General features: G+C 71.4%; 19 protein-coding genes and 1 pseudogene. 14 read left to right on the forward strand and 6 right to left on the reverse strand.

Annotated features, from left to right (window positions below; all coding sequences use genetic code 11):
- From VFV67_RS12600 to VFV67_RS12620, 5 genes and pseudogenes are all read left to right on the forward strand, one after another.
- Window positions 1-249: pseudogene (locus VFV67_RS12600) on the forward strand (hydrogenase expression protein HypE); the annotation flags it as partial.
- Window positions 246-2,012: a nickel-dependent hydrogenase large subunit gene (locus tag VFV67_RS12605; protein ID WP_326469827.1), complete on the forward strand. Its 1,767-nt coding sequence runs from the start codon at window positions 246-248 to the stop codon at window positions 2,010-2,012. The pseudogene VFV67_RS12600 and the gene VFV67_RS12605, both read left to right, overlap by 4 nt.
- A gap of 1 nt (window position 2,013) precedes the next feature.
- Complete coding sequence (locus VFV67_RS12610) at window positions 2,014-2,565, forward strand: NifU family protein (protein ID WP_326469829.1); 552 nt, start codon at window positions 2,014-2,016, stop codon at window positions 2,563-2,565.
- A 91-nt stretch (window positions 2,566-2,656) separates the two neighbouring features.
- On the forward strand, window positions 2,657-3,283 hold the full coding sequence (locus VFV67_RS12615) for a DUF5947 family protein (protein WP_326469831.1): 627 nt from the start codon (window positions 2,657-2,659) through the stop codon (window positions 3,281-3,283).
- 1 nt (window position 3,284) lies between these two features.
- On the forward strand, window positions 3,285-3,917 hold the full coding sequence (locus VFV67_RS12620; RefSeq protein WP_326469833.1) for a DUF6084 family protein: 633 nt from the start codon (window positions 3,285-3,287) through the stop codon (window positions 3,915-3,917).
- Here the strand turns inward: VFV67_RS12620 and hypF are convergent.
- The gene (gene hypF, locus VFV67_RS12625) at window positions 3,894-6,155 is read right to left on the reverse strand and encodes a carbamoyltransferase HypF (protein ID WP_326469885.1); all 2,262 of its coding nucleotides are present in this window, start codon (window positions 6,153-6,155) and stop codon (window positions 3,894-3,896) included. The genes VFV67_RS12620 and hypF overlap by 24 nt on opposite strands.
- Before the next feature lie 90 nt (window positions 6,156-6,245).
- Here hypF and VFV67_RS12630 point away from each other — a divergent pair, with 90 nt between their 5' ends.
- Genes VFV67_RS12630 through VFV67_RS12645 form a run of 4 tightly spaced genes read left to right on the forward strand, consistent with a single transcriptional unit; the run spans window position 6,246 to window position 8,609 of the window.
- Complete coding sequence (locus VFV67_RS12630) at window positions 6,246-6,554, forward strand: hypothetical protein (protein WP_326469835.1); 309 nt, start codon at window positions 6,246-6,248, stop codon at window positions 6,552-6,554.
- Window positions 6,551-6,823, forward strand: a complete 273-nt coding sequence (locus VFV67_RS12635) for an SH3-like domain-containing protein (protein WP_326469837.1) — start codon at window positions 6,551-6,553, stop codon at window positions 6,821-6,823. The genes VFV67_RS12630 and VFV67_RS12635 overlap by 4 nt, the downstream gene beginning before the upstream one ends.
- Window positions 6,820-7,425: a nitrile hydratase subunit alpha gene (gene nthA, locus VFV67_RS12640; protein WP_326469839.1), complete on the forward strand. Its 606-nt coding sequence runs from the start codon at window positions 6,820-6,822 to the stop codon at window positions 7,423-7,425. The genes VFV67_RS12635 and nthA overlap by 4 nt, the downstream gene beginning before the upstream one ends.
- Window positions 7,426-7,427: 2 nt before the next feature.
- Window positions 7,428-8,609, forward strand: a complete 1,182-nt coding sequence (locus VFV67_RS12645) for a winged helix DNA-binding domain-containing protein (RefSeq protein ID WP_326469841.1) — start codon at window positions 7,428-7,430, stop codon at window positions 8,607-8,609.
- A 158-nt stretch (window positions 8,610-8,767) separates the two neighbouring features.
- On the opposite strand, the gene VFV67_RS12650 is transcribed toward VFV67_RS12645, so the two are convergent.
- On the reverse strand, window positions 8,768-9,166 hold the full coding sequence (locus tag VFV67_RS12650; protein ID WP_326469843.1) for a VOC family protein: 399 nt from the start codon (window positions 9,164-9,166) through the stop codon (window positions 8,768-8,770).
- 54 nt (window positions 9,167-9,220) lie between these two features.
- Complete coding sequence (locus VFV67_RS12655; protein WP_326469845.1) at window positions 9,221-9,451, reverse strand: hypothetical protein; 231 nt, start codon at window positions 9,449-9,451, stop codon at window positions 9,221-9,223.
- Between the two features lie 237 nt (window positions 9,452-9,688).
- Between VFV67_RS12655 and VFV67_RS12660 the strand changes: the two genes are divergently transcribed.
- The 4 genes from VFV67_RS12660 (at window position 9,689) to VFV67_RS12675 (ending at window position 14,867) form a co-directional block, all read left to right on the forward strand.
- Window positions 9,689-11,095: a selenium-binding family protein gene (locus VFV67_RS12660; protein WP_326469847.1), complete on the forward strand. Its 1,407-nt coding sequence runs from the start codon at window positions 9,689-9,691 to the stop codon at window positions 11,093-11,095.
- A 2-nt stretch (window positions 11,096-11,097) separates the two neighbouring features.
- Window positions 11,098-11,718 carry a hypothetical protein gene (locus VFV67_RS12665; protein ID WP_326469849.1) on the forward strand — a complete coding sequence of 207 codons (621 nt, stop codon included), beginning with the start codon at window positions 11,098-11,100 and terminating at the stop codon, window positions 11,716-11,718.
- A gap of 13 nt (window positions 11,719-11,731) precedes the next feature.
- On the forward strand, window positions 11,732-13,339 hold the full coding sequence (locus tag VFV67_RS12670) for a glycoside hydrolase family 13 protein (RefSeq protein ID WP_414636236.1): 1,608 nt from the start codon (window positions 11,732-11,734) through the stop codon (window positions 13,337-13,339).
- A gap of 103 nt (window positions 13,340-13,442) precedes the next feature.
- Window positions 13,443-14,867: a glycoside hydrolase family 3 protein gene (locus tag VFV67_RS12675; RefSeq protein ID WP_326469852.1), complete on the forward strand. Its 1,425-nt coding sequence runs from the start codon at window positions 13,443-13,445 to the stop codon at window positions 14,865-14,867.
- On the opposite strand, the gene VFV67_RS12680 is transcribed toward VFV67_RS12675, so the two are convergent.
- Window positions 14,857-15,249 carry a hypothetical protein gene (locus VFV67_RS12680; RefSeq protein WP_326469854.1) on the reverse strand — a complete coding sequence of 131 codons (393 nt, stop codon included), beginning with the start codon at window positions 15,247-15,249 and terminating at the stop codon, window positions 14,857-14,859. The genes VFV67_RS12675 and VFV67_RS12680 overlap by 11 nt on opposite strands.
- Window positions 15,250-15,353: 104 nt before the next feature.
- On the opposite strand from VFV67_RS12680, the gene VFV67_RS12685 reads away from it, so the two are divergent.
- Window positions 15,354-15,791, forward strand: a complete 438-nt coding sequence (locus VFV67_RS12685) for a nitroreductase family deazaflavin-dependent oxidoreductase (protein WP_326469855.1) — start codon at window positions 15,354-15,356, stop codon at window positions 15,789-15,791.
- Between the two features lie 4 nt (window positions 15,792-15,795).
- Here the strand turns inward: VFV67_RS12685 and tsaA are convergent, their stop codons facing one another.
- Complete coding sequence (gene tsaA, locus VFV67_RS12690; RefSeq protein WP_326469856.1) at window positions 15,796-16,212, reverse strand: tRNA (N6-threonylcarbamoyladenosine(37)-N6)-methyltransferase TrmO; 417 nt, start codon at window positions 16,210-16,212, stop codon at window positions 15,796-15,798.
- 4 nt (window positions 16,213-16,216) lie between these two features.
- The gene (locus VFV67_RS12695; RefSeq protein ID WP_326469858.1) at window positions 16,217-17,593 is read right to left on the reverse strand and encodes an NADP-dependent succinic semialdehyde dehydrogenase; all 1,377 of its coding nucleotides are present in this window, start codon (window positions 17,591-17,593) and stop codon (window positions 16,217-16,219) included.
- Window positions 17,594-17,611 lie beyond the last annotated feature (18 nt).

Consider the following 17,611-nt stretch of genomic DNA (forward strand, 5'->3'; position numbering starts at 1 on the left):
GGCTGCTGGGGCCCGGTCGTCAAGTGCAACGTACCCAAACGCGGCTGGATCAACGGCGTGGGCGGCTGCCCCAACGTCGGCGGCATCTGCATCGCCTGCACCATGCCCGGCTTCCCCGACAAATTCATGCCCTTCATGGACGAGCCCCCCGGCGCCAAGGTCTCGACCGCGGCCAGCGGAATGTACGGCTCGGTCATCCGGGCCCTTCGAGGCTTCAAGGGCCAACTGGTGAAGGAGGATCACCGATGACATCCACCAAGGAAGACCAACTGGTCGAGATGGCGTGGGATCCGATCACCCGCATCGTCGGCAGTCTCGGGATCTATACGAAGATCGACTTCGCGAAGAAGGAGGTCGTCGAGTGCCACAGCACGTCGTCGATCTTCCGCGGCTACAGCATCTTCATGAAGGGCAAGGACCCCCGCGACGCCCATTTCATCACCAGCCGGATCTGCGGGATCTGCGGCGACAACCATGCGACCTGCTCGGTCTACAACCAGAACATGGCCTATGGTGTCCGCCCGCCACACATCGGTGAGTGGATCATCAACCTGGGCGAGGCCGCCGAGTACATGTTCGACCACAACATCTTCCAGGAGAACCTGGTCGGCGTGGACTACTGCGCCAAGATGGTCGGCGAGACCAACCCCGGCGTGCTGGAACGGGCCAACAACACCGAGGCACCGCACGCCGCCGAGCACGGCTTCCGGACCATCGGCGACATCATGCGCTCGCTCAACCCACTGGAGGGCGAGTTCTACCGGGAGGCGCTGCAGGTCTCCCGGTACACCCGCGAGATGTTCTGCCTGATGGAGGGCCGGCACGTCCATCCGTCCACTTTGTACCCCGGCGGTGTCGGAACGGTTGCCACGGTACAACTGTTCACCGACTACCTGACCCGGCTGATGCGGTACGTTGAGTTCATGAAGCGGGTCGTGCCCATGCACGACGACCTGTTCGACTTCTTCTACCAGGCCCTGCCCGGCTACGAGAAGGTCGGCCAGCGCCGGGTCCTGCTCGGCTGCTGGGGCAGCCTGAACGACCCGGAGCACTGCGACTTCACCTACCAGAACATGACCGGCTGGGGCCGGAAGATGTTCGTCACCCCCGGCGTGGTCGTGGACGGCAAGCTGGTCACCACCGACCTGGTGGAGATCGGCCTCGGCATCCGGATCCTGCTCGGCCACTCGTTCTACGAGGACTGGGCGGACCAGCCGATGTTCGTCACCAGGGACCCGCTGGGCAACCCGGTGGACCAGCGGCACCCGTGGAACCAGCACACGATTCCGCGGCCGGCCAAGCGGGATTTCGACGACAAGTACTCCTGGACGATGTCGCCGCGCTGGTTCGACGGCACGGACCACCTGCCGCTGGACACCGGCGGCGGCCCGATCGCCCGGCTGTGGGTGACCGCGCTTGCCGGGCTGGTCGACACCGACTACATCAAGGCCACCGGGCACAGCGTCCTGATCAACCTGCCGCGCTCGGCGACCAAGCCCGAGGTCACGTTCGAGTGGAAGATTCCACAGTGGAGCAACGCCATCGAGCGCAACCGGGCGCGGACCTACTTCCAGGCTTACGCGGCGGCGTTGGCGCTGACCTTCGTGGAGAAGGCGCTTGCCGAGATCCGCGCCGGACACACCAAGACCTGGGAGTCGTTCAAGGTTCCGGACGAGGCGGTCAGCTGCGGGTTCACCGAGGCGGTGCGCGGCGTGCTATCCCACCACATGGTGATCAAGGGCGGCAAGATCGCCAACTACCACCCGTACCCGCCGACGCCGTGGAACGGCAGCGTCCGGGACAGCTACGGCACCCCCGGCCCGTACGAGGACGCGGTGCAGAACACGCCGATCTTCGAGGAGAACCCGCCGGAGAAGTTCAAGGGCATCGACATCATGCGCGCGGTGCGCAGCTTCGACCCGTGCCTGCCGTGCGGCGTGCACATGTCCATCGGAACCGGAAAGGTGCTGACCAAGCTGCACACCCCGCACGCGTTCAACGCCGAGTACTGACATGGCACCGGGAACCCGGGAAACCGGTGCGCGGATCGAGGAGCTGCTCGTCGGCCTGCGCGACCGGGAGGTGGCCGAGGAACTGGTCCGGCTGCTCATGGAGATGTACGGCGAGGGCCTGACCCGGATCGTCGCCCTGCTCGACTCGCACGATCCGACCCTGGTGCACCGGCTCTGCGACGACGACCTGGTTTCCGGCCTGCTGGTGCTGCACGACCTGCACCCGCTGGACGTGGACACCCGGATCCAGCGCGCGCTGGACCGGATCCGCCCCTACCTCGGCTCGCACGCCGGCGGGGTGGAGTACCTCGGCGTCGGCGCGGACGGGGTGGCCCGGCTGGCGTTGCAGGGCAACTGCAACGGCTGCCCGTCGTCGCTGGCCACCGTGCAGAACGCGATCGAGGGCGCGATCCAGGACGCCGCACCGGAGGTCGACGGGGTGGAGGTCACCGGAGTGACGACCCCGGGTCCGCTGCTGCAGGTGGGAATGCGGCCGCCGCCGGAATGGACCGCCGGGTGCCCGGTGCCGGAGGAAGAGGCGGCGCGGCCGTGAGCGAGCGTGCGAGCGAACCATCCAACACTGCCCCGCCGGGGAGCCTGCGAGTCGGCGGGGTTCGGCGGCACCGAGCTTGCGAGGTGGCGCAATGAACCAGCGCGGCGGGCTGCGCCGGTTTCGCGCTCCCGCCCCGGCACCGGAGCCGGCCCCGCCGGAGGTCGAGCGGTGCGAGCTGTGCGGGACCCTGGTCGATCCCGGTCATGGCCACGTGGTCGACCTCGAGCACCGGTCGATCATGTGCGCCTGCCGGGCCTGCTACCTGCTGTTCACCCGGCCCGAGGCCGGCCGGTACCGGGCGGTGCCCGACCGCTACCTGCACGACCCGGCCCGGCAGCTGACCACCGCGGAGTGGGAGGGGTTGGGCATCCCCGTCGGCGCGGTGTTCTTCCTGCGCGGCGCGGACGGTCTGGCCGCGTTCTACCCGAGCCCGGCCGGGGCGACCGAGTGCCTGCTCAACCTGGAGACCTGGACCGAGCTGGCCGCGAACCACCCGCTGCTCGGCATGGTCGAGCCGGAGGTGGAGGCGATCCTGATCCGCGCGGAGCAGGCCGGGGTGGAGTGCTACCTGGTTCCGATCGACGCCTGCTACCAGTTGGTCGGGCTGGTTCGCCTGCACTGGACCGGTTTCGACGGCGGACCGGAGGCCCGCGAAGCGATCGCGGGGTTCTTCGCCGAGCTCCGGTCCCGGGTGCGGCCGCTCGAACCGGAGGGCTAGGTTGGCCGAGCTGGTGTTCGACTGCGTCGGCGCCCGCGCCGACCGGTTCGCGGTGACCCCCGGCCTGATCCTGGAACTGCGGATCGCCGAGACCTCCGGGGTGACCGTGGACGCGATCGCCCTGCGCTGCCAGATCCGGATCGAGCCGGCCCGGCGCCGCTACTCCGCCGACGAAGCCCGCCGCCTGCACGATCTGTTCGGCGACACCGACCGCTGGGCCGACACCCTCAAGCCGCTCCAGCTGACCACACTGTCCACAATGGTCCCCGGCTTCGCCGGCAGCACGACGATCGATCTGCCGCTCCCCTGCACCTACGACCTGGAGATCGCCGCCACCAAGTACTTTCACGGCCTGGCGGACGGCGTGGTACCGCTGTTGCTGTTGTTCAGCGGCACCGTCTTCAGCACCCGGGACGATCGGTTGCAGGTCCAGCAGGTCCCGTGGAGCAAGGAAAGCTCCTTCGGCCTGCCGATCCAGGTCTGGCGCGACACCGTGCACGCCCACTTCCCGAACAGCGCCTGGCTCCGCGTCCACCTCGACACGCTGGACGCCCTGCAGGAGTTCAAGTCCCGCAACGCACTGCCCAGCTGGGACAGCACGCTCCAGGCGCTACTGAGATGGAACGCACCGTGATGGTGCGTGCGCGGCGATGGCGGCCTGGCCGAGGCTGATGCCGCCGTCGTTGGTGGGGACGCGGTGGTGGGTGAGAACGCGAAAACCGGCGGCGTGCAGGCGGTTGACGGTGCGGCCGGAGAGCAGGAGGTTCTGGAAGACGCCGCCGGAGAGGGCGACGGTGGACAGGGCGGTGCTGGCGCGGAGCGCTTCGCAGGTGCGGGTGATCAGGTCGGCGACGCCGTTGTGGAAGCGGGCGGCGATGACCGGGGTGGGGATGCCGGAGCGCAGGTCCTCGACGGCGGCGTGGATCAGGTCGGCGGCGGTGACGACGCCGGCGGACAGGGTCGCGGGGTAGCTGCCCGGCTCGGTGGGGTCGGCGTGTTGTTCCAGTTCGATGGCGGCCTGGCCTTCGTAGTTGATGGTGTCGCGCAGGCCGAGGATGGCGGACAGCGCGTCGAACAGGCGGCCGGCGCTGGAGGTCGCCGGAGAGTTGAGCCCGGCGCGGGCGAGCGCCGCGACCTGGGACCACTGGGAGCCGTTGCGGCGGAGCACATCGAGATCCGGGAGGGCGTCGCCATAAATACCGTCCAGATACGACAGTGCCATCCGCCAGGGGGCTCGGATCGCGGCGGTGCCGCCGGGCATGGGGACCGGGGCGAGGTGGGCCAGGCGGTCGAACGAGGCCAGGTCGGCCCGCAGGAACTCGCCGCCCCAGATGGTGCCGTCGGTTCCGTAGCCCAGACCGTCGAACGCGACGCCGAGGACCGGGCCGGGTTCGCCGTTGTCGGCGAGGCAGGAGGCGATGTGGGCGTGGTGGTGCTGCACGCCGATCAGGTCGACGCCGGTCATCTCCTTGGCGTGCTTGGTGGACAGGTACTCGGGATGCAGGTCGTGGGCGACCAGTTCCGGGATGATGTCGAACAGCCGGGCGAAGTGCTCGATGCCGTCGACGAAGGACCGCAGCGTCTCGTAGTTCTCCAGATCCCCGATGTGGTGTGAGACGAACGCATGCCGATCCTGCACCAGGCAGAACGTGTTCTTCAGCTCGGCGCCGCAGGCCAGGATCGGGCGCGGGGCCGGCCAGCGCAGCGGGACCGGTTCGGGGACGTAGCCGCGGGACCGGCGCAGCACCGACTCCCGGCCGCGGAACGGGCGGACCACCGAGTCGTCGGTGCGGATGTGGATCGGGCGGTCGTGGCTGAGGAACGCGTCGGCGATGCCGGCGAGCCGGGCGAACGCGTCGGAGTCCCGGTAGGCGATCGGCTCGTCGGAGACGTTGCCGCTGGTGAGCACGATCGGCTCGGCGACCGCGGCGAGCAGCAGGTGGTGCAGCGGGGTGTAGGGCAGCAGCACGCCGAGCGAACGGTTGCCGGGGGCCACGGCCGGGGCCACCGGGGCGTCGGCGAGCCGGGGCAGCAGCACGATCGGCCGGCGCCGGCCGGCCAGCGCGGCGGCCGCGACCGGGTCGACCACGCACAACCGCCGGGCTGCGTCCACATCGGACACCATGACCGCGAACGGCTTGTCCTCGCGGTGTTTGCGGGCCCGCAGGCCGGCCGTCGCGGTTTGGTCCGCGGCCAGCACGGCCAGGTGGTAGCCGCCCAGCCCCTTGATCGCCAGCACCCGGCCGGCCCGCAGCAGGCCTGCGCACGCCTCGATCACCTCCCCGGTAAGGGAGATGCCGGCGCCGTCGGTGAGCCGCAGCCGTGGACCGCAGGCCGGGCAACACACCGGCTGGGCGTGGAACCTGCGGTCGGCCGGGTCGTGGTACTCGGCGGCACAGGCCGGGCACATCGAGAAGCCGGCCATCGTGGTGAACGGCCGGTCATAGGGCACGTCCCGGACGATGGTGAACCGCGGTCCGCAGTTGGTGCAGTTGATGAACGGGTAGCCGAACCGGCGGTCGGCCGGATCGGCCAGCTCACGCAGGCAGTCGTCGCAGGTGGCGCCGTCTGCGGCGACCAGGGTGCGGCGGGACCCGGCGGCTTCGCTGTGCACGATGGTGAAACCGTTGCCGCCGACCGGTTCCGCCGCCGTCGCGGTGACCTTCTCGATCTCGGCCAACGGCGGGGCGTCCCGGCGCAATGCCGCCAGAAAATCCGCGACCCGCGGCGGTGGACCCTCGACCTCGATGAACACACCGTTGAGGTCGTTCCCGACCCGTCCGGTCAGGCCCAACCGGGTGGCCAGCGAATGGACGAACGGGCGGAATCCGACGCCCTGGACGACCCCCTCGACCCGGACATCGCGCCGCACAGCGTCCACAGGTGGGGATTCTGCCCGGTAGTGGTGGACATGGCGATGCGGAGGAGCGCCCGGACCGGCGGTGGCCGATAATTCGGCATCGTGAGCTATGTGCACGACATCGGCGGCCTGCACGGGTTCGGCCCGGTGGACGGGCGGGACGACGAGCTGTACTTCCACGCGGCCTGGGAATCGCGGGTGTTCGCGCTGGTGCGGGCGCTGATCCACAACAAGGCGTTCACCTGGGACGAGTTCCGGCACGCCATGGAGCGGATGGAGCCGGCCGAGTACTTCGCCAACGGTTACTACGAACGCTGGGCACTCGGCGTCGAACAACTGTGCGCGGAGAAGGGCCTGATCAGCGCGGCGGACCGGGCGGCCATCCACGCGGCGATGGCGGAGCCGTCATGACCCTGGAGCCCGGGCTCGCGGTGCGGACCCGGCTGCACTCCGCGTCCGGCCACACCCGGCTGCCGATCTACGTGCGCGGCCGGCCGGGCACGGTGCACGCGCTGCGCGGCCATTTCCCGTTCCCGGACGAGCTGGCCAGGCACGGCCGGGCCGAACCGCAGGCGCTCTACTGCGTCCGCTTCCTGGCCACCGACCTGTGGGGTCCGGACGCCGGCGAGCACCGGGTGTACCTGGATCTGTTCGAGAGCTACCTGGAGATCGAAGGATGAGTGGGGATCACCAGCCGACCGCGCCGATGGCCCGCCGGGTGGCCGCCCTCGAGCGGCTGCTGACCGAGCACGGGGCGCTGCACGACGAGCAGGTCGACGACGTCGAGGACATGTTCTGCCACCGGATGGGCGCGCAGAACGGCGCCCGTTACGTGGCCAGGGCCTGGACCGACCCGCAGTTCCGGGACCAGCTGCTTGCCGACGCCACCGTCGTGCTCAAGGAGCACGGCTACGACCTGACCGGCGCCACCAACCGGGAGCTGCCGTTCCTGCGGCTGATCGTGGTGGAGAACACCGAACGGGTGCACAACCTCGTGGTGTGCACGCTGTGTTCCTGTTACCCGGTCTCGCTGCTCGGCCCGTCCCCGCGCTGGTACAAGTCCTTCGCCTACCGGTCCCGCGCGGTCCGCGAGCCGCGCACGGTGCTGGCCGAGTTCGGCGTGCGGCTCGATCCCGAGGTGGAGGTGCGGGTCTGGGACTCCACCGCCGACTGCCGCTACCTGGTCCTGCCCCGCCGGCCGGCCGGCACCGAGGAGCTGACCGAGGAGGAGCTGGCCGGCCTGGTGACCAGGGACGGCCTGATCGGCACCGGGCCGGTCTAGCGATGCGACGCGTCACCATGGCCGAGCGACGGGCCCGGCTGGCCCGCCGGCACCTGCTCGCGCCCGGAACCCGGGTGGACACCCCGGAACGGGTCGCCCACGAGCTGGTCGCGCTGCACGGCACCGATCCGACCACCGTCTACCTGTCGGCGTGGGCCCGGATGCGCGCCGGGGACGTGCCGGCGGTCGAGCGCGCGCTCTACCACGACCGCACCCTGGTCCGGCTGCTTGCCATGCGCCGCACGGTGTTCGTCGTGCCGGTGGAGCTGGCGCCGGTGGTGCTGGCGGCGGCATCCCGGGCGGTCGCGGTCCAGCAGCGCAAGCTGATGCTGGAGATGCTGGCCAAGTCCGGGATGACCGGCGACCTGGACGGCTGGCTGGCCGAGGTGGAGTTGGTGGCACTGCGCGCGCTGGCCGTCCGGGGGGAGGCGACCGCGAACGAGTTGGCCGGCGACGACCCTCGGTTGGCCACGGAACTGGTGGTGGCCAGGGGAAAGTCCTACGAGGGCAAGCAGCGGGTGGTCAGCCGGGTGCTGCTGGTGCTGGCCGCGCAGGGCCGGATCGTGCGCGGCCGGCCGCTGGGCTCGTGGACGTCGACCCAGTTCCGGTGGAGCCCGACGGACCGGTGGTTCCCGGAGCTGTCGATCGAACTGTCCACTGAGGACGCCGCGGTCGAGTTGGCCCGCCGCTGGCTGATCGCGTTCGGTCCGGCCACCGTGGACGATCTGAAGTGGTGGACCGGCTGGACCGTCACGCAGACCCGGCGGGCCCTGGCCCGGCTGGACACCGTCGAGGTGGACCTGGACGGCCGCCCTGGCCTGCTGCTGGCCGGCGACCTGGAACCCGAGCCCGAGGTGGAGCCGTGGGTGGCGCTGCTGCCCGCGCTCGACCCGACCCCGATGGGCTGGGCACGGCGGGACTTCTACCTGGGTCCGCACGCCCCGCTGGTGTTCGACGGCACCGGCAACGTCTCCCCCACGGTGTGGGTGGACGGCCGGATCGCCGGCGGCTGGGCGCAGCGCAAGGACGGCGAGGTGGTGTTCCGGCTGCTCGAGGACGTCGGCTCGGACGCGATGACCGCGATCAAACAGGCCGCCGCCGAGCTGACCACCCGGCTCGGCCCGGTCCGGCTCACTCCCCGCGCCCGGCGGCCGTCCCCGATCGAGCGCGAACTGCTGGAGTAGAAAAACTAGACTGGCTGGCTGGCCCGCCGCTCCGGATTTGACTGCTGTTGTTGCGTTCCAGCCGGTGGCGCGGTTGGCGGGGTGATTGTGGCTGGGTGCCGTCACGGTACCCCTGAGGTTGCGTCGGCCGGCCCAAGACCTTCGATCCACGAACATACCTATACCGGCTGGCCGATGCCGTGCAGGTTGCCCTCGCTGTCGCGGAACCACGCGGCGCGCTCGCCGGTGCCAAGCGACGGGTACTGGCCGTCGATCTCGGCGATGCCGTTCACCGTGCGGAGTCCGGGGACGTCGTACTCCTCGAACACCACCCCGCGGGCGCGCAGCCGGGCGACGGTGGCCTCGATGTCGTCGACCATCCAGGCCATCTGGGTGTGGTCGCCGGACGGGGCGCCGGCGGACTCGAACAGCGAGAACGACCCGGTGCGACAGCGGTAGAGCAGGCCGCCGGGCCGCTCCTCGACCGGCTCCAGGCCGAGCTTGTCCGCGTAGAAAGCCCTGGCCCGGGCCAGATCCGCCGCGGGCAGCCGGGTCGAGACGTCGGCGTCGTCCAGCATGCCGACGAGCGTACAAGCGGTCGTTGCCCCATGCAGGGCAACGACCGCCCGTGGCTATCCGCTCACCACGCTGATCCGCCGCTGCTCGCCGTCGATCGCGTCGATCCTCGCCCGCACCCGCTGACCCGGTTCCAGCCGGATTCCCTTGAGCAGACCGGGAACTCCGTCCGGCGCTTCGATCAGGGAACCCAGGAACGGCAATGCCTTCGTCACGGTCACCTCGACCCGGTCACCGATCCGGTGGCGCGCGACGAACGACTCCCAGGATGTGCTCTCGCTGGTCATGTGCTCACCTCCTCTCCGTCCAGACTTCGCGAGAGTCCGCGGAGCGAGGTGGCGCGCGGGCGCGCGCCCGGCTCACCCGTCGATCGGGTAACCGATCCGTGCGTGGCGTGGCGCCGGCCCGATGTTCACCCGGCCGATGGTAGCCGAGCGTCCCGCGAGATGGGAATCCATTGTCCCGGCGATGATCGCGTGTCAGCGTGGTCGTGCGGACGCACCGACGCCTTCCCTGGAGCAGCCATGTCACTGTGGAAGCCCGATCCGACCTTCTACGCCTCCCCCCGCGACGCCATCGCCGCGCCACCCGAGACGCTGGCCTACGTGGCCGCGTTCGCCCGGCCCGCGGACCGTCCGGATGCGATCGTCGTGCTGGACACCGACGAGTCCTCCGCCTCCTACGGACAGGTCGTCGGCTGGACCGACCTGCCCAACACCGGCGACGAACTGCACCACTTCGGCTGGAACGCGTGCAGCAGCGCGCTGTGCCCGTACGCGCCGCACCCGCACACCGAGCGGCGCTACCTGGTGGTGCCGGGGCTGCGGTCGTCCCGGATCCACATCCTGGACACCAAGGCCGATCCCCGGCAGCCCACGCTGGTCAAGGTGCTCGAGCCGGAGGAACTGGGCAAACGGGCCGGCTACTCCCGGCCGCACACCGTCCACTGTGGACCAGAAGGCATCTACGTCACCGCGCTCGGCGGGTACGACGGGCAGGACGGGCCGGGCGGAGTGGCGCTGCTGGACCACTCCTCGTTCGACGTGCTCGGCCGCTGGGAGGTCGACCGCGGCGACCAGTACCTGGCCTACGACCTGTGGTGGCACATCGCCCACGACGTCGCGGTCACCAGCGAGTGGGGCACCCCGTCGATGATCGAGGCCGGCATCGACCCGGAACTGCTGCTCGGCCGCAAGTACGGGCACCGCCTGCACTTCTGGGACCTGCGCAAGCGGCGCAACGTGCAGACCATCGACCTCGGCGACGCTTACCAGATGCCGCTCGAGCTGCGGCCCGCGCACGATCCCACCAAGCAGTACGGGTTCGTCGGCGTGGTGATCAGCGTCGAGGACCTGTCCGCGTCGATCTGGCTGTGGCACCGCAACGGCGACGGGTTCGCGGTGACCAAGGTGATCGACATCCCGGCCGAGCCCGCCGACCCGGACACGCTTCCGCCGGCCCTCAAGCCGTTCGCCGCGGTGCCCCCGCTGGTCACCGACATCGACCTCTCGGTGGACGACCGGTTCCTGTACGTGTCCGCGTGGGGCACCGGCGAGCTGCTGCAGTTCGACGTGACCGATCCGTTCCACCCCAGGCACACCGGGTCGGTGTACCTGGGCGGGATCGTGCGCCGCGCGGCGCACCCGGCCGCGCCCGACCTGCCGCTGGCCGGCGGCCCGCAGATGGTGGAGATCAGCCGGGACGGCCGGCGGGTGTACGTGTCGAACTCGCTGTACGGGGCCTGGGACGACCAGTTCTACCCGGACGGCGTCGGCGCGTGGCTGGCCAAGCTGGACGTGGACCCCGGCACCGGCGGGCTGACCCCGGACCCGCGGTTCTTCCCGCACGGCGAGGACTTCCGCGGCCTGCGGGTGCACCAGACCCGGCTCTCCGGCGGCGACGCCTCCTCCGACTCCTACTGCTACCCCTGATCATGAGCCTCGGCGTGCTCGCCGCGCTGGTCGGGCTGGGCGCCTTCCACGGTCTCAACCCGGGCATGGGCTGGCTGTTCGCGGTGGCGATCGGGTTGCAGGAGCGCAGCGGGTGGGCCGTGGCGCGCGCCCTCGGACCGATCGCCGCCGGACACCTGGCCGCGATGGCCGTGGTGGCGGTCGCGGTCACGGTCGGCATCTCGGCCACCACCAGCCAACTCGTCGCGGTGACCGGCGGGGCCGTCGCGGTGCTCGTGGGAACCGTGCTGCTGCTGCGAAACCGGCACTTCCGCTGGGTCGGGATGCGGCTGACCGGACCGCAGCTGGCCCTCTGGTCGTTCCTGATGGCCTCGGTGCACGGCGCCGGCCTGATGCTGGTGCCGGTGCTCGCCGCCGGGCACGCCCACGCGCACCACGGGGTCGGCCCGTCGGCGCTGGACGGGCTGCTCGCCGCCGCCGTGCACACCGCGTCGATGCTGGCCGTCGCGGGGGTGATCGCGCTGGGCGTGTACCACGTTCTCGGCCTGCGCATCCTGCGCACGGCCTGGGTCAACCTGGACCGGCTGTGGGCGGCCGCACTGGTCGGCGCCGGGTCGGCGACGGTGGTCGCGGCACTGGTCTGATGATATGGAGGGCATGAACCAGACCGACTGGTGGCGCGACGCCGTCATCTACCAGATCTACATCCGCAGCTTCGCCGACGGGAACGGCGACGGGCACGGGGACATCGACGGCATCCGGTCCCGCCTGCCGTACCTGCGCGACCTGGGGATCGACGCGATCTGGATCACCCCGTGGTACCCGTCGCCGATGGCCGACGGCGGCTACGACGTGGCCGACTACCGGGACATCGATCCGGCGTTCGGCGACCTCGACCGGGCCGGGCGGCTGATCGCGGCGGCGCACGAGCTCGGCCTGAAGGTGATCATCGACCTGGTGCCGAACCACACCTCGGTCGAGCACCCGTGGTTTCCGGCCGCGCTGGCCGCCGCCCCGGGCTCGCCGGAGCGGGACCGGTACCTCTTCCGGCCGGGCGCGCAGCCGCCCAACGACTGGCGCAGCGTGTTCGGCGGGCCGGCGTGGAGCCGGGCGCCCGGCGACCCGCACGGCGAGTGGTACCTGCACCTGTTCGACGTGGCGCAGCCGGACCTGAACTGGGCGAACCCGGAGGTGCGCGCGGAGTTCCTCGACATCCTGCGGTTCTGGCTGGATCTGGGGATCGACGGGTTCCGCATCGACGTGGCGCACGGGCTGGTCAAGCAGGCCGGGCTGCCCGACGTGGGCCACGACACCGACGACGTGCTCCAGCCCCCGAACCGGCTCGACCATCCGCACTGGGACCGCGACGAGGTGCACGAGATCTACCGGTCCTGGCGCACGATGATCGACGAGTACCCGGGCGAGCAGATCTTCGTCGCCGAGGCGTGGGTGGCCAACGCCGAGCGGATGGCCAGGTACGTGCGGCCGGGCGAGCTGCACACCGCGTTCAACTTCGACTTCCTGCGCTGCCCGTGGGATGCCGGCCAGCTGCGCGAGGTGATCGACGCCAGCCTGGCCGCGCTGGACGCGGTGGGCGCGCCGGCCACCTGGGTGCTGTCCAACCACGACGTGACCAGGCACGTGACCCGGTACGGGCGGCCGCACACGGCCGGCCGGGGTCCGCGGCACGACGACTCCGGTCCGGTCGACCTGGAGCTGGGCCTGCGCCGGGCCCGGGCGGCGGCGCTGCTGATGCTCGCCCTGCCCGGCGGCGCGTACCTGTACCAGGGCGAGGAGCTGGGCCTGTGGGAGGTGGAGGACCTGCCGGAGGAACTGCTCCAGGACCCGACCTGGCAGCGGTCCAACCACACGGTGCGCGGCCGGGACGGCTGCCGGGTGCCGCTGCCCTGGTCCGGCGAGACGCCGCCGTTCGGCTTCGGCGCCGGCACCCCGTGGCTGCCCCAGCCGGCCGCGTGGAAGGACTACACCGCCGAGGTCCAGGCCGGCGACCGGCACTCGATGCTGGAGCTGTACCGCGCCGCATTACGCACCCGGCGCGAACACCCGGCCCTCGGCGACGGCGGAATGCGCTGGCTGCCCGCGCCGGACGGTGTCCTGCAATTCGCCCGCGACCCCGGTTTCCTGTGCGCGGTCAACCTGTCCCCCGTCCCCGTCACCGTGCCGGGCGAGGTCCTGCTGAGCAGCGCTCCGCTTGAGGACGGCCACCTCGCCCCGGACAGCGCGGCCTGGCTCGCCGGGGCTTGACCCGCGGCGGGTGGCTGTGTCAGGGTCGGCCGGCGAGTGGTTCAGACCAATTTGGGAGGGTCCGCTGTTCGAGCTGGCTGATGCGGTGTTGCAGCCGGGGTTCGTGGGGACCACGGTGCCGGACTGGGTGCGGCGGCGGGTGGCCGGCGGGTTGGGTGGGGTGGCGCTGTTCTCGCGCAACATCGTCGATCGTGCGCAGGTGCGGGCGTTGACCGAGGCGCTGAAGGCCGAGAACCCCGACGTGATCATCGCGATCGACGAGGAGGGCGGCGACGTCACCCGGCTGGAGGCGGACCAGGGCAGCTCCCGGCCCGGAAACCTGGCGCTGGGCGTGGTCGACGACCTCGAGCTGACCGAAGCGGTGGCCCGCTCCATCGGCCGGGACCTGGCCGGCGCGGGGATCACGCTCGACTACGCCCCGTCCGCCGACGTCAACTCCAACCCGGACAACCCGGTGATCGGGGTCCGCTCGTTCGGCGCCGACACCGAACTGGTCGCCCGGCACGCCGCCGCCTGGGTGCGCGGTCTGCAGAGCACCGGGGTTTCCGCCTGCGCCAAGCATTTTCCCGGCCACGGCGACACCAATGTGGACTCCCACCAGAAGGTTCCCGCGGTGTCCGGCACGGCCGCACACATCGCGGCGACCGCGCTCCCCCCGTTCCGGGCGGCGATCGAGGCCGGGGTGCGGGCGGTGATGACCGGGCACCTGCTGGTGTCCGCCTACGACCAGGATCGGCCGGCCACGATGAGCCGGACGATCCTGGTCGACCTGCTCCGGGGTGAGCTGGCTTTCGAAGGCCCGATCATCACCGACGGGATCGAGATGCGCGCGGTCGCCGACCGCTACGGGCTGGCCGGCGCGGCGGTGCGGGCGCTGGCCGCCGGGGTGGACGCGATCTGCGTCGGCGGCGGCAACGCCGACGAGGCGACCGTCGAACGGCTGCGCACCGCGATCGTCGAGGCGGTGCAGGACGGCGAGCTGAGCGTGCACCGGCTGGCGGACGCGGCGCGGCGGGTCGGCGAGCTGGCCACGGCACCGACACCGGCAACCGGACGCGGGCCGGAACCGGACGCCGAGGTCGGGCTGGCCGCCGCGCGCCGGGCGATCCGGGTCACCGGGTCCGGCCTGCCGCTGACCGGTGCCCCGCATGTCGTCGAGCTGGCGCCGTTCGTGCACGAGGCGATCGACCGGGGCACGCCGTGGGGGGTGGCCGAACCGCTCGGCCGGCTGCGGCCGGACGCCACCTCGGTCCGGGTCTACCCGAGCGACGCCGGGGACGTTGCGGCGCTGGCCGAGGCCGCGCTCCGCCCGGCTGCCGGCCGGCCGCTGGTGCTCGTGGTCCGCGACGCGCATCGGCGCCGCTGGATGTCGGAGGTGCTGGACCGGCTGCTCACCGACCGGCCGGACGCGGTGGTGGTGGAGCTGGGGGTGCCCGGGCCGGGCCCACGCGGCGCGGTGCACATCGCCACGCACGGCGCCGCCCGGGTCTGTGGTCAGGCGGCCGCCGAACTGTTGATCAGGGGCTGACCAGGTTCCGGCTGGCGACCTGCGCCGTCTCCAGGTCGCGGCCGAGCTGGGCGCCGACGTTGCGGGCCCGGGCCAAGGCCGCCGACGCGTCGCGCATCGAGCGGGTGATGCATTCGAAGGTGGCCTCGCCCGGCCCGGTCGGCAACGTGCCGGCGAACAGCTGCTGCTCCAGCCACGCGGACAGCTCGGGGAGGCTGCGCACCACGTTGTCCACCAACGCCTTCATCGAGGCGAGCACCTGAGCCACCTCGGCCGTGCTCCCGATCCCCGCGCTGCCGTGCAGCCCCGCCGCGCGCAGGTACAGGCTCAGCGTCGCCTGCCTGGCGCGCTCGGCTAATTCCGCTGCCGTGTCGTCCGTCTCGGTGGTGCGGTGCAGCTCCATCGCACGCCCCTCGGTGTCGACGCGTTCTATAGCCGTCGGCGTACCCACATCAGTGCCGGGGTAAACCACGGAATAGCCGAGATTTCGGCATTGTTGACCTTGGCATGCCGTTGAATGGTGAGTACGTGCCGAGCCCCAACGAGTGGGTTCGCGAACACGTCGAAAAGTACGAGAGCTCCGGCGGGACCGAGGGCAACACGATGCAGGGCAAGCCGGTGATCATCCTGACCACGCAGGGCGCCCGGACCGGGAACATCCGCAAGACGCCGCTGATGCGGGTCGAGCACGACGGCCGGTACGCCGTGGTGGCCTCGCTGGGCGGGGCCCCGAAGCACCCGGTGTGGTACCACAACCTGGTCGCCAACCCCACGGCCGAGCTGCAGGATGGCGCAGTGAAGCGGGAGATGACCGCGCGCGAGGTCACCGGCGAGGAGAAGTCGCTGTGGTGGGACCGGGCGGTCCAGGCCTGGCCCGACTACGCCGAGTACCAGACCAAGACCGACCGGCAGATCCCGGTGTTCGTGCTGGAGCCGGTGGAGTAGCGCCTCAGCGCTCGGTGTCGCGGTCGAGGACCGGCTTCACGTCGACGATCGGGGTGCCGTCGAGCGCCTCGAGGTTGCGCACCTGAACCCGGGTGCCCTCCACGGCGAGGATCTGCACCCGGTGCAGGCCGACCGGGTTGGGCCGGTCCGGGGAGCGGGTGCTGAACACGCCGGTCCACGGCCGGGACTCGTCCCCGCGCGGGTGCACCGCCAGCACGTCGCGCCGGGCTCGGTCGAACCAGGTCAGCACCAGCACCTCGGTGCCGACCTCGAAGTCGCGCAGCGCATCGGCCAGCTCCGGCTCGAACACCAGCCAGGAGTCCGGCGCGCCCTCGTCGCCCTGCCGCGGCGCCTGGTCCCGGTCGGTCAGCGGGGAGGACACCCGACCGACCGGGCGCACCACGTACGGCTCGTCCGTCACCTGATCATCTCCCGATCCACACCGTCTTGGCGTTGCAGAACTCGCGGATGCCCAGCGCGCCCAGCTCCCGGCCGTAGCCCGAGCGCCGCACGCCACCGAACGGCAGCTCCGGATAGGAGGTGACCATACCGTTGACGAACACCTGACCGGCCCACAGCTCGTCGGCGAACCGGTCCCGCTCGGCGAGGTCCTCGGTCCAGGCGTTGGCACCGAGCCCGAAGTCGGTGTCGTTGGCCAGCCCGATCGCCGCGTCGATGTCCGGCACCACGTACAGCCCGGCCACCGGCCCGAACACCTCCTCGCGGTACATCCGCATTCGCGGCGTCACACCGGTGACCACGGTCGGCGGGTAGAACCAGCCGGGCCGGTCGACCCGGCGGCCGCCGCAGTGCACCTCGGCCCCCTTGCCGACCGCGTCGTCCACCAGTTCCTCGACGTCGCGCAGCCCCTGCTCGGTGGCCAGCGGGCCGATGTCGGTGTGCTCGTCCATCGGATCGCCGACCACCAGCGAGGACATGTTCTTCACGAACAGCCGCGCGAACTCCTCGGCCACGTCGGCGTGCACGATGAACCGCTTGGCGGCGATGCAGCTCTGCCCGTTGTTCTGGCAGCGCGCGGTGGTGGCGACCGCCGCGGCCCGCTCGAGGTCGGCCGACGGCATCACCACGAACGGGTCGCTGCCGCCCAGTTCGAGCACGGTCTTCTTGATCTCCCGGCCGGCGGTCGCGGCCACCGCCCGGCCGGCCGGTTCGCTGCCGGTAAGCGTGGCGGCCACCACCCGGGGGTCGGTGAGCACGGCCTCGACCGCGCCCGAGCCGATCAGCAGGGTCTGGAACGCCCCGGGCGGGAAGCCCGCGGCCAGGAACACCTCCTCCAGCCGCAGCGCGGTCTGCGGCACGTTGGAGGCGTGCTTGAGCAGCCCGACGTTGCCCGCCATCAGGGCCGGCGCGGCGAACCGGACCACCTGCCAGAGCGGGAAGTTCCACGGCATGACGGCCAGCACCGGGCCGAGCGGCTGCCAGCGGGTGTAGGCGGCGGCCGCGGACACCGCCCCGGCATCGCCCGGCTCGTCGGCGAGGAAGCGCTCGGCGTGCTCGGCGTAGAACCGGGCGCCGGTGGCGCACTTGGCCACCTCGGCCTTCGCGGCCTTGATGGTCTTGCCCATCTCGAGGGTGATCAGCGCGGCGATGTCCTCGGCGGCATCGTCCAGGATGTCCGCGGCGGTCCGCATCCACTCGGCGCGCTGCGCGAAGCTGGTTCGGCGATAGCTGGAGAATGTCTCGGCGGCCAAGGCGATCCGCTCCGCGATCTCCCGATCACCGAGGGCGTCGAAGGTGCGTACGGTCTCGCCGGTCGCCGGGTTCGTCGTCGTGATGGCCATGCGTCGAGCCTAATCGCT

The organism is Actinophytocola sp. (assembly GCF_035762905.1).
Lineage (GTDB): Bacteria > Actinomycetota > Actinomycetes > Mycobacteriales > Pseudonocardiaceae > DASYTH01.

What these genes read in the sequence shown, in the direction of transcription:
- VFV67_RS12605 (WP_326469827.1), top strand. Translation starts at nt 246, where the DNA reads ATGACATCCACCAAGGAAGACCAACTGGTCGAGATGGCGTGGGATCCG.
- VFV67_RS12610 (WP_326469829.1), top strand. Translation starts at nt 2,014, where the DNA reads ATGGCACCGGGAACCCGGGAAACCGGTGCGCGGATCGAGGAGCTGCTC.
- VFV67_RS12615 (WP_326469831.1), top strand. Translation starts at nt 2,657, where the DNA reads ATGAACCAGCGCGGCGGGCTGCGCCGGTTTCGCGCTCCCGCCCCGGCA.
- VFV67_RS12635 (WP_326469837.1), top strand. Translation starts at nt 6,551, where the DNA reads ATGACCCTGGAGCCCGGGCTCGCGGTGCGGACCCGGCTGCACTCCGCG.
- nthA (WP_326469839.1), top strand. Translation starts at nt 6,820, where the DNA reads ATGAGTGGGGATCACCAGCCGACCGCGCCGATGGCCCGCCGGGTGGCC.
- VFV67_RS12645 (WP_326469841.1), top strand. Translation starts at nt 7,428, where the DNA reads ATGCGACGCGTCACCATGGCCGAGCGACGGGCCCGGCTGGCCCGCCGG.
- VFV67_RS12650 (WP_326469843.1), bottom strand. Translation starts at nt 9,166, where the DNA reads ATGCTGGACGACGCCGACGTCTCGACCCGGCTGCCCGCGGCGGATCTG.
- VFV67_RS12655 (WP_326469845.1), bottom strand. Translation starts at nt 9,451, where the DNA reads ATGACCAGCGAGAGCACATCCTGGGAGTCGTTCGTCGCGCGCCACCGG.
- VFV67_RS12660 (WP_326469847.1), top strand. Translation starts at nt 9,689, where the DNA reads ATGTCACTGTGGAAGCCCGATCCGACCTTCTACGCCTCCCCCCGCGAC.
- VFV67_RS12665 (WP_326469849.1), top strand. Translation starts at nt 11,098, where the DNA reads ATGAGCCTCGGCGTGCTCGCCGCGCTGGTCGGGCTGGGCGCCTTCCAC.
- VFV67_RS12670 (WP_414636236.1), top strand. Translation starts at nt 11,732, where the DNA reads ATGAACCAGACCGACTGGTGGCGCGACGCCGTCATCTACCAGATCTAC.
- VFV67_RS12680 (WP_326469854.1), bottom strand. Translation starts at nt 15,249, where the DNA reads ATGGAGCTGCACCGCACCACCGAGACGGACGACACGGCAGCGGAATTA.
- VFV67_RS12685 (WP_326469855.1), top strand. Translation starts at nt 15,354, where the DNA reads ATGCCGTTGAATGGTGAGTACGTGCCGAGCCCCAACGAGTGGGTTCGC.
- VFV67_RS12695 (WP_326469858.1), bottom strand. Translation starts at nt 17,593, where the DNA reads ATGGCCATCACGACGACGAACCCGGCGACCGGCGAGACCGTACGCACC.